At 68.7% G+C, this 14,866-nt stretch carries 12 protein-coding genes; 5 read left to right on the forward strand and 7 right to left on the reverse strand.

The window, feature by feature from the left end; genetic code table 11:
* Positions 1-23 precede the first annotated feature (23 nt).
* Both CFB50_RS27125 and CFB50_RS27130 read right to left on the reverse strand, forming a co-directional pair.
* The gene (locus tag CFB50_RS27125; RefSeq protein ID WP_089447834.1) at positions 24-503 is read right to left on the reverse strand and encodes a DUF3331 domain-containing protein; all 480 of its coding nucleotides are present in this window, start codon (positions 501-503) and stop codon (positions 24-26) included.
* A 38-nt stretch (positions 504-541) separates the two neighbouring features.
* Complete coding sequence (locus CFB50_RS27130; RefSeq protein ID WP_089447835.1) at positions 542-1,753, reverse strand: MFS transporter; 1,212 nt, start codon at positions 1,751-1,753, stop codon at positions 542-544.
* A 475-nt stretch (positions 1,754-2,228) separates the two neighbouring features.
* Between CFB50_RS27130 and CFB50_RS27140 the strand changes: the two genes are divergently transcribed.
* The 4 genes from CFB50_RS27140 (at position 2,229) to CFB50_RS27160 (ending at position 7,422) form a co-directional block, all read left to right on the forward strand.
* Positions 2,229-3,293, forward strand: coding sequence for a 2,3-butanediol dehydrogenase (locus tag CFB50_RS27140; RefSeq protein WP_069251765.1), 1,065 nt, complete (start codon positions 2,229-2,231; stop codon positions 3,291-3,293).
* Positions 3,294-3,735: 442 nt separating this feature from the next.
* On the forward strand, positions 3,736-5,673 hold the full coding sequence (locus CFB50_RS27150) for a sensor histidine kinase (protein ID WP_089447837.1): 1,938 nt from the start codon (positions 3,736-3,738) through the stop codon (positions 5,671-5,673).
* Positions 5,674-5,824: 151 nt separating this feature from the next.
* Entirely contained in the window at positions 5,825-6,481 is a 657-nt protein-coding gene (locus CFB50_RS27155; RefSeq protein WP_089448436.1) for a VC0807 family protein, read from the forward strand.
* Positions 6,482-6,555: 74 nt separating this feature from the next.
* Entirely contained in the window at positions 6,556-7,422 is an 867-nt protein-coding gene (locus CFB50_RS27160; protein WP_089447838.1) for a CPBP family intramembrane glutamic endopeptidase, read from the forward strand.
* Between the two features lie 20 nt (positions 7,423-7,442).
* Here the strand turns inward: CFB50_RS27160 and CFB50_RS27165 are convergent, their stop codons facing one another.
* From CFB50_RS27165 to CFB50_RS27185, 5 genes are all read right to left on the reverse strand, one after another.
* On the reverse strand, positions 7,443-8,423 hold the full coding sequence (locus tag CFB50_RS27165; RefSeq protein ID WP_089427301.1) for an aldo/keto reductase: 981 nt from the start codon (positions 8,421-8,423) through the stop codon (positions 7,443-7,445).
* 158 nt (positions 8,424-8,581) lie between these two features.
* The gene (locus CFB50_RS27170) at positions 8,582-9,253 is read right to left on the reverse strand and encodes a MarC family protein (protein ID WP_069251769.1); all 672 of its coding nucleotides are present in this window, start codon (positions 9,251-9,253) and stop codon (positions 8,582-8,584) included.
* Between the two features lie 138 nt (positions 9,254-9,391).
* Positions 9,392-10,192 carry an enoyl-CoA hydratase-related protein gene (locus CFB50_RS27175; protein WP_089447839.1) on the reverse strand — a complete coding sequence of 267 codons (801 nt, stop codon included), beginning with the start codon at positions 10,190-10,192 and terminating at the stop codon, positions 9,392-9,394.
* A gap of 38 nt (positions 10,193-10,230) precedes the next feature.
* Complete coding sequence (paaK, locus tag CFB50_RS27180; protein WP_089447840.1) at positions 10,231-11,553, reverse strand: phenylacetate--CoA ligase PaaK; 1,323 nt, start codon at positions 11,551-11,553, stop codon at positions 10,231-10,233.
* Positions 11,554-11,612: 59 nt separating this feature from the next.
* Positions 11,613-13,169, reverse strand: coding sequence for a 3-hydroxyacyl-CoA dehydrogenase (locus CFB50_RS27185; protein ID WP_089447841.1), 1,557 nt, complete (start codon positions 13,167-13,169; stop codon positions 11,613-11,615).
* Positions 13,170-13,718: 549 nt separating this feature from the next.
* On the opposite strand from CFB50_RS27185, the gene CFB50_RS27200 reads away from it, so the two are divergent.
* The gene (locus CFB50_RS27200; protein ID WP_069251773.1) at positions 13,719-14,807 is read left to right on the forward strand and encodes a calcium:proton antiporter; all 1,089 of its coding nucleotides are present in this window, start codon (positions 13,719-13,721) and stop codon (positions 14,805-14,807) included.
* Positions 14,808-14,866: the final 59 nt, after the last annotated feature.

The raw sequence follows: 14,866 nt of genomic DNA on the forward strand, positions 1-14,866 counted from the left end.
GCGGCGTCGCAGCCGGCCGGCGTTCAGCCGGAAACGTCGGCCGGCTCGCGTGCGTCGTCGCCCTCCGGGGCGGCGTCACATGCCAGGCCGGCCGCAGTCGGCACCGACGCCGGACAGATCATCTCGTCGCCATTGGCCGGCACGGGCCTTCGCACCGGCCGGAACACCGGCTCGCCCGGCTCGATCGGCTGCCCCGAGATCGCGCAGCGGCCCGGCTGCAACGCGACGCGCAAGCGCCAGCGCTGCTCGCCGTAATGGCACCGGCCGCTCTCGACCCAGCGGATCAGCAACGCATGGTCGTCGGCCTCCAGCACCGTGACGAACAGTTGCGGGCGCAACGGCGAGACGGCCGCCGCGGCATGGTCGGGAACCGGCGCCCGGCCGATCGTCGCGAGCGGATGCGCGACGCCGCCACGTGGCGGCATCGCATCGTCTTCGACCCATGCCGGCGCGTCGCACGGCATGTCTTCTTCGCAAATCAGGCTTTCCATGGTGTTGAGCATGCTTGACGGATTTCCGTGCAGGTTGAACGGCGCCGCGCTCAGCGCCGGCCCATCGGTTCGCGCAGCAGCGACAGGCCGATCGCCGCGCCGGTGACGGCAGCCGCGAGCATCAGCCCGATGCCGCCCGACCAGCCGAATGCGCCGACGATCGAGCCGATCGCGAGCGGCCCGATCACCTGCCCGAGATAGTTGCCCTGCACGACCCAGCCGATGCTGAGCGGCGCCAGCGACGGCGTCGGCGCGGAGCCCGGCGCACACGCGAGGATCGTCGCCGGCAGCATCCCCGCGATCGCCGAGAACGCAAAACCCAGCACGACCGCGAGCGGCGCCGGCGTCGCCGCGCTGAAGAGCCCCGCGCCGGCCGCGCCGATCGCGACCGATGTCGCGGCCATCACGATCCCGGGCCGTGCGCCGCGCGACAACAGCCAGCCGGCCGTCAGATTGCCGATCACGCACGCGGCGACGATCGCCGCGCTGATCAACCCTGCCGCGCCGACCGCGACGCCGAGGCGCTGCATCAGGAACACCGGCAGGAACGTCATCGCCGCGAAGAACTGCACGTTGTAGGTGGCGAACCCCAGCGCCAGCAGCGTGGTCGAGCGCGACGCGAGCACCTCGCGCAGCGCGGGCCCGACGCGCGGCGCGCCGGCCTGCCGCGCCGGCACATCGGCCGACGTCGTGACGGGCACCGCGGCCGCCGCGACGAGCGTCAGCGCCGCGGCCGCGAGCCAGCCGTTGCGCCAGCCGCCGAGCAGCGGCCCGACCAGCATCGACAGCGCCATGCCGGCCGGCATGAACGTGCTCCACAGCCCGAATGCGAGATTGCGTCGCTCGGGCGGCGTGACGCGATTCAGCACGGCCGGCGCGGCGACCACCACGATCACGAAACCGAGCCCCTCGACGAAACGCGTGGCCAGCAGCAGCGCGAAGCTGCCGGCCCATGCGCCGGCGACACTCGACAGGCCCAGGATGACGAGGCCGGCGATCAGCAGCAGCCGGTCGCCCCAGCGTCGCACCAGCAGGCCGGCCGCGATGCCGCCGAACACGCCGACGAACGGAAACACCGACATGATCCCGCTCAGCGACGCGAGCGACCCGCCGAATTCGTGCTGGAGCGACGGCAACGCTATCGTCGCCTTGCCGACGTGCAACGCCGACACGATGCTCGCCAGCACGACGTTCGCGACGGCGGCCCGGTAGCTGCGCGATGGCAGCGTGGCGGCAGCGGCCGCGACAGGCGATTCGGTCATCTCCACCTCCGTTGAAGCGGCTGCGTGCAACGGGATGCGTCACGCGTCCGCGATCGGACTGGCGCACATGATACAAATTGAAGTTCACTTCAAGTAAAGGGGTAACGTGCGCAACGATCCGTTCCGCCGATCGCGGCAATGGTTCGGCGTGGCAGCGTGCGTCTCGCCATTCGTCTCATTGCGCTGAGACGAACGTCCCAGCGTCTCACCCGGTCTGAGTTTTTGCTTCCGCAGCAAATTTCACACCACGCTTCCGTCAAATCATTTCCTGTCAAAGCGACGGCAAATGGTGCATCGCATCGCGCCCATCCCGTGCAATCGCCGCCTGGTGCCCCCACTCAAGCTGGCCCCGTTCCTGCATACCGGTCGTTCGCGCACTCGCGCGACGGGCGCACCGGCAGCCACGCCTCGCGCCCGACGACAACCTGATGGAGACAGCAACGTGAGTACACCGGCAACGACCACCGTCCCCAGCATGAAAGCCGCCGTCTGGCACGGCCGCCACGACATCCGCGTCGAACAGGTTCCCGTTCCCGAGCGCCCGCCGGCAGGCTGGGTCACGATTCGCGTGCACTGGTGCGGGATCTGCGGCTCCGACCTGCACGAATACGTCGCGGGCCCCGTCTTCATCCCGGTCGACGCACCGCATCCGCTGACGGGCCTGAAGGGCCAGTGCATCCTCGGCCACGAGTTCAGCGGCGAGATCGCCGAACTCGGCGCGGGCGTGACGGGCTACGCGGTGGGCGATCGCGTGACGGCCGACGCCTGCCAGCATTGCGGCACCTGCTGGTATTGCAAGCATGGGCTGTACAACATCTGCGAGAACCTCGCGTTCACCGGTCTGATGAACAACGGCGCATTCGCCGAATACGTGAACGTGCCGGCCGAGTTGCTGTACAAGCTGCCCGACGACTTCCCGACCGAGGCCGGCGCGCTGATCGAACCGCTCGCGGTCGGGCTGCATGCGGTGAAGAAGGCCGGCAACATCGTCGGGCAGACCGTCGTCGTGGTCGGCGCGGGCACGATCGGCCTGTGCACGATCATGTGCGCGAAGGCCGCGGGCGCCGGGCGCGTGATCGCGCTGGAAATGTCGGCCGCGCGCAAGCAGAAGGCGCTGGAGGTCGGCGCGAGCGTCGTCATCGATCCGAAGACGTCCGACGCGATCGCGGAAGTCAAGGCGCTGACCGGCGGCTACGGCGCCGACGTGTCGTTCGAGTGCATCGGGCACACCACCACCGCGAAGCTCGCGATCGACGTGATCCGCAAGGCCGGCAAGTCGGTGATGGTCGGCATCTTCGAGGAGCCGGCGCCGTTCAACTTCTTCGACATCGTGTCGACCGAGAAGGAAGTGATCGGCTCGCTCGCTTACAACGGCGAATTCGCGGACGTGATCCGCTTCATCGCGGACGGCCGCATCGACGTGCAGCCGCTCATCACCGGGCGCATCGCGCTCGGCGACATCGTCTCGCACGGCTTCGAGGAACTGGTCAACCACAAGGACCGGAACGTGAAGATCATCGTTCAACCCGCCATCGCCTGACCGCGCGCGCAGCCGCGGCAGCGATTCGCGCCGCGGCACGCGTGCCGCAAGTGTCACCCTGAAGCGTCGCCCGTGCACGGGCGGCGCCGGCCTGCCATTCCCTCCCAGCGCCCCGCCTTGCCGCCGTCGTCCGTCGCGAACTTCGTGCCGCGCACCGATCGAACACGACGATCAGAAACATTCGCAATCCAGACCATCCGTCGTCATGCGCCACCGGTCCGGTGCGTGCCTAGGGTTTCTCCGGATCGAGCGCGATTCGTCCGATGTCGACAGGACACTGACGCAAGGTGATCCTGTGCAGGGCACGATCCGGCCTCCCTGCCGGGATTGTTTCCGCCCCCTTTGAAGGCGGCCCCCGCCCCCCACAAAACCTTACGGTGTCACGGCGCCGACAGGCCGAGAATACGGGCCCACCCGGGATAGCTTGCAAACATGGTGTGTCATGAATCGTTCATTCTCGTTTAGCCGGGAACGCGCATATAACATTGGATCGCTGACGATCCAGCAGAAGACCCATATCGGCTTCGCACTCGTCACCACGCTGCTGGCCTTGCTGTGCGGCACGATCATCTGGGGGAGTTTCCGGCAATACCGGCAGGAGAGCGCCGACCTGCAGAGCTTCGAATTCGTCCGTGGCGCGATGAGCGCCGCCAACGTGATCTCGGCCGAGCGCGGCCCGACGAACGACCTGCTGGTGCGCCTGCAGGACGACGGCGCCACCGAGGTCCGCAACCTGCTCGCCGCGCGCGTGCGTTCCGACCAGGCGCTCGACCATTTTCGCGGCGGCATCGCGCAGGCGACCGTGCTCGACGATCGCGAACGCAGCAACCTGCTGCATGCACTCGACTCGGTCCGGATCACGCTCGCCGATGCGCGTATGGAAGTCGATGCGCTCGGCATGCGGCCGCTCGCGACCCGCAGCGTTCACGATATCCAGCACGCGCAGGCGCGCCTGTTCCGGATCGTCGACACGCTGTCACTGCTGATCGACGGCGCAATGACCGACACCGCGATGGGCGACCCGCGCACATCGGGTGCGATCCTGCTCGCGCGGCTTCTCGGCGATCTCCGCGAATACGCGGGCCGCACGGGCTCGCTGCTCATCGCGCCGATGTTCGCGCGGCAGGCGCTCGACCGCACGCAGTTCGCGGACATCATGCGGATGCGCGGCCGCATCGAGCAATTGCGCGCGCTGATCGACAGCTCGATCGGCGCACAGCTCGACGACCCTGACGTGGCACGCGAATACGCGCAGCTCAACGGAGCCTTCGACGCGCACATCCTGCCGCTCGTCGACGCGGCCGTCGCCGGCGGCAAGAACGGCGTCTATGCGATGACTGCGGCCGACTTTTCCCGCGCGATCGTGCCGCATTTCCGGCCGAGCGAGCTATTGCGCGACCGCGTGATCGACCTGGCCCGGCGTCGCGCGATCGGCGACCGGAACACCGCCCGGATCAAGGTCGCGTTGTCGGCATGCGCCACGACACTGTGCATCGCGATCCTGGCCTCGCTCGCGCGCGGCGTGCAGCGACTGCTGTCGAAGCCGCTCGATGCGCTCGGCCGCCGGATCGTCGCGCTCAGCGATGGCGATACGTCGCACGTCGCGATGCCGCGCGGCATCGGGCCCGAAATCACGCAGATCCACGACGCGCTGGAAACCTTGCGCAACGCGACCGTCCGCCGCGACATGCTCGAACGCCAGCGCAACGACATGCTGACGCTGTTCTCGCACGACATGCGCGCCCCGCTGACCTCGCTGATCATCCTGATCGACACGCAGGCGCGACGGGCGGGCGACGTGCAGATGAAGCAGCAGTTCGCGAGAATCGGCAAGCTGGCGCGGCACACGCTGGCGATGGCCGACGGCTTCGCGCAGCTCTCGCGTGCGGAGGCCAGCGACTACGAACGCGTGCCGGTCAACCTCGCCGACCTGATGAACGAGGCACGCGACGCGGTGTGGCCGCTCGCGCACCGGAAATCCATGTCGATCGACGACGTGCCGCGGCGCGACGACACGATCGTGCTCGGCGATCCCGCGCTGCTGTCGCGCGCGCTGATCAACCTGCTGGACAACGCCATCAAGTACAGCGCGTCGCTGACGAGCGTCGAATGCAGGGTCGAGCCGGGCGCCGACGGCAAGACCGTGCGCTGCACGATCCGCGACAGCGGGTGCGGGATCAGCAGCGCGGACCAGACGCGGCTGTTCGAGCGTTACCGGCGCTTCCGCACCGCCGGCCAGCCGGAAACCAGCGGCGTCGGGCTCGGCATGGCGTTCGTCAAGACCGTCGTCGAGCGGCACGAAGGCACGATCCACGTGCACAGCGTCATGCTGCAGGGCACCACGGTCACGATCACGCTGCCGGCCGCGGCGCTTCCGTGACGATGGCGCCGGCGACGACAGCGGCAAGTAGCCGACGCGGCACCGCAACCCCGCCCGCTTTTTCGATATACTCAATCGAACCCTTTTCGGGGCAACCGCGGGCCACCACGCCCTTTGCAGGTTCGCCCCAACCTGCGTGGAATTGCTCACCGTGAAACCGCGAGCCGGACTGATCCTCGAACTCTTCGTCAACCTGGTCCTGCCCTGGGTTGCCTACCGGGCCGCGCAGCCGTATTTCGGCGAAACCGGCGCGCTGTACGCGTCGGCGGTCCCGCCGATCATCTGGTCGATCGTCGAATTCATCCGCTCGCGCCGCGTCGATGCGGTGGCGGCCATCGTGCTGCTGGGCATCGCGCTGTCGATCCTCGGGATGGCGCTCGGCGGCAACGCGCGCACGCTGCTGATGCGCGAATCGCTCGCGTCGGGCACGATCGGCGTCGTGTTCCTGCTGTCGTTGTTCCGTGAACGCCCGCTGATCTTCTACCTCGCCCGCGCCACCGTGGCCCGCGAGATGGATGGCGGCGCCGCGCATTTCGAAACCGTCTGGGAAGCCCAGCCGGGGCTGCGGCAGATGCTCCGGCGGATGACCTTCGTGTGGGGCGCGTTCATGACGCTGGAAATGCTGCTGCGCCTCTGGATGGTCGTGACCTGGCCGGTCGAACGCGTGCTGGTCGTGTCGCCGGTCATGGGCTACACCGTGTTCGGCTGTCTGCTGCTGTGGACGTTCTGGTACCGGCGGCGGATGCGCGAGCGCAACAGCGTCTACGTCCCGGGCCGCGACGGCGCCACCGAAACCGCCGGCCGCTGACCGCTCTCCACCGGCATCGCAAGACGGCTGCTGTATGATGCGCGGCGTCTCGTCCGACGAATGCCGCTCCTGTCATGTCCCTTTCGCTCCTTCCGTCCGCCACGATCTGGCTCGCCCTGTTCGCGGCGGCCGCGTTCGCATGGCATCGCCCGCAGCACGGCCTGAGCGCCGGCCTCGCCGCGCTCGGCTATGCGTGCGCGCTGGCGTTCGGCAAGCTCGGGCCGCTCGCGCTGGCCCCGCTCGCGTTGCTGGCCGCGGCCGCCTGGGGCGTGATGCCCGAGCGCCCGCGCGCGGTGCGCATCGCCGCGCACGTCGTCTTTGCCGCCGTCGCGATCGCGCTCAGCCTGCATCTGATTCCCGGTTTCCACAATCCGCGCGTGATCGGCCCGACACGCTTCACGCCGGATGCCGTGCCGTTCACGATGTACCTGAATCTCGACAAACCGCTCGTCGGCTTGTGGCTGGTGTGGGTGCTGCCGTGGGTCGCCCCCGACGTCCCGCTGTCGCGCGCGCTGCGCACCGGCGCGGTGGCGGCCGTCGCAACTGCGGCCGTATGCCTGGCCGGCGCGCTCGCGCTAGGGATGGTCGGCTGGGCACCCAAATGGCCGCCGTCCGGCTGGCTGTGGCTCGTGAACAACCTGCTGATCGTGACACTCGCCGAGGAAGCGCTGTTCCGCGGCTACGTGCAAGGCGGACTGACACGCGCGCTGCGCGCGTTCGCATGGGGGCCGTGGGCCGCGCTTGCGATCGGCGCGGTGCTGTTCGGCGCCGCGCATGCGGCCGGCGGCTGGCAATGGATCGTGCTCGGCACGGTGGCCGGCGTGGGCTACGGCCTCGCCTGGCGGCGCGGCGGGCTGCTCGCGTCCGCGCTCGCGCATGCGGGGTTGAACGTCGTCCACTTCGGCCTGTTCACCTACCCGATGCTCGACGCCGCGCGCTGACGGCCGCGCGGCGCCGCCGCTCAGTTGATCCCGGCGACCGCGTGCGGCACGTACGGGCGTTCGAGCGTGGCGATCTCGTCGTCGGTCAGTTTCAGTTCGAGCGCGGCCAGTGCATCGTCCAGCTGCTGCGGCTTCGAAATGCCGACGATCGGCGCGGTGACCCCGCGCTTCTGCGCGACCCACGCGAGTGCAACCTGCGCACGCGGCACGTTGCGGGCGGCCGCGATCGCCGCAACGGCATCGACGACCGCCTTGTCCGACTCCGCCGTCGCATCGTAAAGCCGCTGGCCGACCGCGTCGCTCTGCTGCCGCTCGGTCGACTCGTCCCAGTTGCGCGTGAGGCGGCCGCGCGCGAGCGGGCTCCACGGAATCACCGCGATCCCTTCGTCTTCGCACAGCGGCAGCATTTCCCGTTCTTCTTCCCGATACAGCAGGTTCAGGTGGTTCTGCATGCTGACGAAGCGGGTCCAGCCGTGCTGCTTCGACGTGTGCAGCGCCTTCGCGAATTGCCACGCGAACATCGACGACGCGCCGATATAGCGTGCCTTGCCGGCCTTCACGACGTCGTGCAGCGCCTCGAGCGTCTCCTCGAGCGGCGTGCCGTCGTCCCAGCGGTGAATCTGGTAGAGATCGACATAGTCGGTGCCGAGCCGCTTCAGGCTCTGGTCGATGTCGGTCATGATCGCCTTGCGCGACAGCCCCGCGCCGTTCGGCCCGGGCCGCATCCGGTAGAACACCTTGGTCGCGATCACGATGTCGTCGCGTTTTGCGAAATCGCGCAGCGCGCGACCGACGATCTCCTCCGACGTGCCGTCGGAATACATGTTCGCGGTATCGAAGAAATTGATGCCGGCTTCGACCGCCCGCTGGATGATCGGACGGCTCTGCGCTTCCGGCAGCGTCCACGGATGCGTGCCGCGTAACGGTTCACCGAACGTCATGCAACCCAGCACCAGCTTCGACACTTCCAGCCCTGTCGATCCGAATTTCACGTATTCCATTGCACGCCTCGCCATTGAAGTTGAGCTGACGGCCGGATGTGCGCCGCGCATCCGCCGGACCGTCGCATGGTATCCCGGGCGGCAAAAATGCGTGCGGCGTCGCCGCAAGGTGCGAAGGAAGTGCCCGCGAGCGCGAGGGCGCGCGCGGCGCCGGCCGCTTACTTGACCTGGTCGGCGATCGGCTGCAGGAACGCGGAAAAGCCGGTCAGCATGATCTGCACGCCGATGCACAGCAGCAGGAACGCCGACACGCGCTTCGCGACCTTGGTGCCTTCGCTGCCGAGGTAGCGCGACAGCAGCGCGGAGCGGCTGTAGACCTGCCAGATCACGATCGCAACCAGCACGGAGACGGCGATCGACACGATGCTCGACAGCGCGAACTCCGACAGCTTGTGCGTGCGGTTCGCGTTCAGCGCGATCGCGGTCGCGATCGAGCCGGGGCCGACCGTCAGCGGCATGGTCAGCGGGAAGAATGCGCGCGTCATGATCGCGTTCGCGTCGATCGGCTTGACCGGCGTGTCGCCGCCGCCCGGGCCGTCGGGCTCGTTCAGCATCTGCCAACCGGCCACCGCAACCGCGAAGCCGCCGCCGATCCGCAACGCTTCCATCGAGATACCGAAGAAATGCAGCACCGGCGTGCCGGCGAAGAACGCGACCATCAGCACGACGAACGCGTTGAACGCGACCTTCCTCGCAAGCAGATCGCGTTCTTGCTCGGTGAGCGCCTCGGTCCGTTCGAGAAACAGGAACGCGATGCCGATCGGGTTGATGATGCCGATCAGGCCGGTGAAGCCGAACAGGATCTCGGAGATAAGGCGGTTGACGATCATCGGATGAAGAATCGGTCGGGGCTGGGCCGGCAGCGCGCCGGAGGTCACGCATTGTAGAGCAAGCGCCCGCGCCCGAGCCGCAAAATTCGGCCGGGCCCGCCGTGCCGTCGATCGTCGCCGTTTCCCCCTGGTTTCCCCTTATTCGGCGCCCGCCTCCCAGGCCGGCGGCCGCTTCGCGAAGAACGCGGCGAAGCCCTCCTTCGCTTCCGGCGTCGCCCGCAAGCGGGAGATCGTCTGCGCGGTGAACGCCGCGCGCGCATCCGACGGCGGATACTCGCCGATCGCATCGAAGAAGCGCTTGATCTCCATCAGCGCGTTCGGGCCGTTGCGGCCGAGTTCGGCGAGCGTCTTGTCGAGTGCTTCGTCGAGCGCATCGAGCGGCACGGCCTGATGGATCAGGCCGATCGCGACCGCTTCGCCGGCAGAGAGCTGGGTCGCCGTCAGCGCGAGGCGGCGCGCCTGGCGCTGGCCGACCGCCTCGACCAGATACGGGCCGATCACGGCCGGCAGGATCCCGAAGCGTGCCTCGCTGACCGAGAAGCGCGCGTGATCGCTCGCGATCACGATGTCGCACGCCGCGCACAGGCCGACGCCGCCACCGAACGCATGGCCCTGCACGCGCGCCACCGTCGGCTTCGGGCATTGCCGGATCGCGCGCATCATCGCGGCGAAGCGCTCCGCATCGCGCAGGTTCGCGGCCGCGTCGTTCGCGCTCGCGCGCTGCATCCACTGCAGGTCGGCGCCCGCGCAGAACGCGCGGCCATCCGAGCGCAGCACGATCGCGCGCACGTCGTCACGCCGGCCGAGCGTGGTAAACGCGTCGGTCAGTTCGGCGATCATCGTCTCGTCGAACGCGTTGAGCACGTCGCCGCGCTGCAGCGCGACGGTTGCGACACCGCGCGCATCGACCGTGACGGCCAGGGTCTTCAATCCATCCATCGAACAGGTTTCCTCGGGTTGAACGGCAAACAGGGGAATCAGGCGGCCTGGCGGCGGTCGATCACGCGCCGGGCCTTGCCGGTCGCGGTCGAGGGAATGCCGCCCGCGGCCAGCACCGTCACGCCGGACGACACGCCGACCATCGTCTTGATCCGATGCTGCAGCTCGCGCGCGAGCGCCGCGCGATCGCTTTCAGTGACGGACGCAGCCGTTTCGGAGCGCAGTTCGACCGCGAGGTCGAGGCGGTCCATGTGCCCGTCGCGCGACAGCGTGATCTGGAACTGGCCCGACAGCTGCGGCAGCGCGACGACGATCTCCTCGATCTGGCTCGGGAACACGTTCACGCTGCGCACGATCAGCATGTCGTCGGAGCGGCCCGTGATCTTCGCGAGCCGGCGCATCGCGCGCGCGGTCGGCGGCAGCAGCGCGGTGAGGTCGCGCGTGCGGTAGCGGATCACCGGCATCGCCTCCTTCGTCAGCGACGTGAACACCAGCTCGCCCTGGCTGCCGTCGGGCAGCACTTCGCCCGTGACCGGGTCGATGATCTCCGGGTAGAAATGGTCCTCCCAGATCACCGGGCCGTCCTTCGTCTCGACGCATTCGCACGCGACGCCCGGCCCCATCACCTCCGACAGCCCGTAGATATCGAGCGCGTCGATGCCCACGCGCGTCTCGACTTCCTCGCGCAGCGCCTGCGTCCACGGCTCGGCGCCGAAGATGCCGATCTTCAGCGACGATTCGGCCGGGTCCATCCCCTGCCGCACCATCTCGTCGATCAGGTTCAGCATGTACGACGGCGTGACGAGGATGATCTTCGGCTCGAAATCGCGGATCAGCTGCACCTGCTTCTCGGTCTGCCCGCCCGACATCGGCACGACCATGCAGCCGAGCCGTTCCGCACCGTAGTGAATCCCGAGGCCGCCGGTGAAGAGCCCGTAGCCGAATGCGTTGTGCAGCGTGTCGCCCGGGCGGCCGCCGGCCGCGCGGATCGAGCGCGCGGTCACGTTCGCCCACGTGTCGATGTCACGCGCGGTGTAGCCGACCACCGTCGGCTTGCCCGTCGTGCCGCTCGATGCATGCACGCGCACGACCTGCTCGCGCGGCACCGCGAACAGCCCGAACGGATAGTTGTCGCGCAAGTCGTTCTTGGTCGAGAACGGGAATTTCGCGAGATCGGCGAGCGACTTCAGGTCGTCCGGATGCACGCCCGCCGCATCGAACGTGCGGCGATAGTGCGGGACGTTGTCGTATGCGTGGCGCAGCGACCACTTGAGGCGCTCGAGCTGCAGCGCCTGCAGTTCGTCGCGGCTGGCGGTCTCGATCGGCTCGAGGGCGGCGGCGGGATGCGTCGGGTGAGTCATCGGGGTGCTCCTCCAATGGAGTGATGTCGTTATCGTGTTCGAGGTAACGGGGGCGACGGCTACGACCGGAACGTGCGGCCGGCCGCATGCAGCGCGGCGATGCGCGGCGACACGCGATAGCGGTCCTCGCCGTAGCTCGCCGCCAGGTTCGACAGCACGCGATGCACGCGGCCGATGCCGATCGCATCGGCCCACGCGAGCGGGCCGCACGGGTAGTTCACGCCCTTCTCCATCGCGAGATCGAGATCGGCGGGCGAGCACACGCCCTGGTTCACCGTGTCGGCCGCCTCGTTCGCGAGCATCGCGACGGTGCGCATCGCGACCATGCCCGGCACGTCCGCGACGCCGACGACGCGAAACCCCGCCTGCTGAAACAGGCCCACCGCATCCGCATAGGCCGCATCGCTGCACTGGAGCGCGCGCGTCAGTGCAACGAGCCCGGCCTGCGCATAATCGCGCGCAAGGTCGACCAGCACGAGGTCGGCCACGCCCGTCTGCGCGGCGCGCACGGTCGCGGTACGGCCGTCGGTCAGCGCGATCGATGCGCGGCCGGCCTTTGCGAGCAGGTCGTCGGCATGCGCGCCGGCCTGCCGGGCGCCCGGAATGCGTTCGACGAAGCGCGCATGCAGCGCGGCGGCCGGGCCGTCCTGCGCAAACAGCACGACGTCGGCCGGCGCGTCGCGCGGTGCTTCGAGATCGGGTGCAGGCGGCGTCGCGCCGTCCGCATACGAATAGAAGCCACGCCCCGACTTGCGCCCGAGGAAGCCCGCGTTCACGAGTTCCTGCTGGATCAGCGACGGCGTGTAGCGCGGATCGTTGAAATACGCGCGGAACACCGAGTCGGTCACCGCGAAGTTCACGTCGTGGCCGATCAGGTCCATCAGCTCGAACGGCCCCATCCGGAAGCCGCCGGCCTCGCGCATCACCGCGTCGATCGATGCCGGCGCGCCGCCCTGCTCGTTCAGCACGCGCAGCGCCTCCGCGTAATACGGCCGCGCGACGCGGTTCACGATGAAGCCGGGCGTCGATTTCGCCATCACGGGCTGCTTGCCCCACGCAGCGGCGGTCGCAACCAGCACCTGCGCGACTTCCGGCGCGGTCGCGAGCCCGCTGACCACCTCGACGAGCGCCATCAGCGGCGCCGGGTTGAAGAAATGCAGGCCGGCGACGCGCTGCGGCACACGCAGCCCGGCTGCGATCGACGTGATCGAGATCGACGACGTGTTGGTCGCCAGCAGGCACGCGTCGTCGACATGGCGCTCGAGCGTCGCGAAGATCTCGCGCTTCACGTCGAGCCGCTCGGCCGCCGCCTCGACGATCAGCGCGGCGCCCGCGAAGTCGGCCAGTTCGCGCACCGCGCGAATCCGGGCGCCGGCCGCGTCGGCCTGAGCCGGTTCGAGCCGGCCCTTCTCCGCGAGGCGCGCGAACTGTGCACGGATGCCGGCCAGCGCCTTGTCGCAAGCGGCTTCGTTCAGGTCGTACAGCAGCACCGTATGGCCGGCCGCCGCCGCGACCTGCGCAATGCCCGCGCCCATCGCGCCGGCGCCGATCACGCCGACGACGGCCGACGGCGCCAGCGCGCCCGAGTTCACCGAATGTGCAGAAGAAACAGCCATCGCTTGCGATCCGTCATGAAGTGGAGGTGCGAGCGATTATAAACCGACCGGTCGGTAGATTTATGTCAGGGCGAGCCCGAATTTGTCGTGCAAGAGACTGTTACGGAAACGGCAAAGACAAAAAATCGAAAGGTCGGGGCACTTTTTGTAAACCGAAAGGTCAATGAAAGAGTTCGAATATGAGATAGTGACCCCCGAACGCCTGATAAAATTCGACAAATCGCCGGATTTCAGGGGGAAACCGCGTGACACGTCGCCACCGCCGTCCATCGCCGGCCGCCCTTCCGGGGTCGGAACCGAGCCGCCGGCCCGCGCATCGTCACACGTGCTCGCCTCGTCGTTCGCGGCCGGCCGCATCGAATCGTTTCATCCCGCGACGGGCTCCGGCCCGCCCGCGCCCCTCGCCGCCTCATGGTGGCGAACCCAGGGCAGCACCGCTGCGTGCCGCCCCCTTCGGTTTCATCATCCTCGTTCGGCGGATAGTACGGCCGGGCTTCGTCAACCCGTGACGGCGCGTCGCGCGCCGCCACTCGCATAAGGAAACCCTCCATGCCGCTCTCGTCCAACCAGCTCCCGCGCTGGACCCTCGTGGCCCCGCTTGCCGCCTGGCTGGTCCTCGCGCTGTCGCGCGTCGTACCGGCCGAAGGCCTCGTCATCGCGGTGTTCGCCGCCGCCCTCGCCGGCGCCGTGTTCGCCGCCGTCCACCATGCCGAAGTCGTCGCGCACCGTGTCGGCGAACCGTTCGGCACGCTCGTGCTCGCGGTCGCCGTGACCGTCATCGAAGTCGCGCTGATCGTGTCGGTGATGCTCGGCGCGGGCCCCGAGAAATCGGGCCTCGCCCGCGACACCGTGTTCGCCGCCGTGATGATCATCTGCAACGGCATCGTCGGTATCTGCCTGCTCGTCGGCGCGTGGAAGCACGGCGAACAGGACTTCCAGGGCCGTGGCGCCAGCAAGGCGCTCGCGGTGCTGGCGTCGCTGTCGGTGCTGTCGCTCGTGATGCCGAACTACCTGAACGCCGCACCGGGCCCGTTCTTCTCGAAATCGCAGCTCGCGTTCGCCGGCGTGTCGTCGCTCGTGCTGTACGGCGCCTTCGTGTTCGTGCAGACCGTGCGTCACCGCGACTACTTCCTCGCCGCGCACGACAGCGCGAACGAAGCCGTTCACGCGGCGGCGCCGAGCAACCGCACCGCCGTGATCAGCATGCTGCTGCTGTTCGCGAGCCTCGTCGCGGTCGTGCTGCTCGCGAAGCTGCTGTCGCCGGCCGTCGAGCACGCGGTGATGCAGCTCGGCGCCCCCGAAGCCGCGGTCGGTATCGTGATCGCCGCGCTCGTGCTGCTGCCGGAAGGGCTCGCGGCCGTCACCGCCGCGCGTGCGAACCGCCTGCAGACCAGCATGAACCTCGCGCTCGGTTCGGCGCTCGCGAGTATCGGGCTCACGATCCCGACCGTCGCGGCCGTGTTCATCTGGGTCGGCCAGCCGCTCACGCTCGGCATCGGCCCGATGGAAACCGTGCTGCTGGCGCTCACCCTGCTGGTCAGCACGCTGACGCTCAGCCAGGGGCGCACGACGGTGCTGCACGGCGTCGTGCACCTGTCGCTGTTCGCTGCTTACCTGTTCCTGTCGATCACGCACTGACGCAGAAAAGCGCGCGGCCCGGCGGATCCTCTCCGCCGGGCCGCGCGCCGTCCTTCACG

The organism is Burkholderia sp. AU33423 (assembly GCF_002223135.1).
In the GTDB taxonomy this organism is placed as follows: Bacteria; Pseudomonadota; Gammaproteobacteria; order Burkholderiales; family Burkholderiaceae; genus Burkholderia; species Burkholderia lata_D.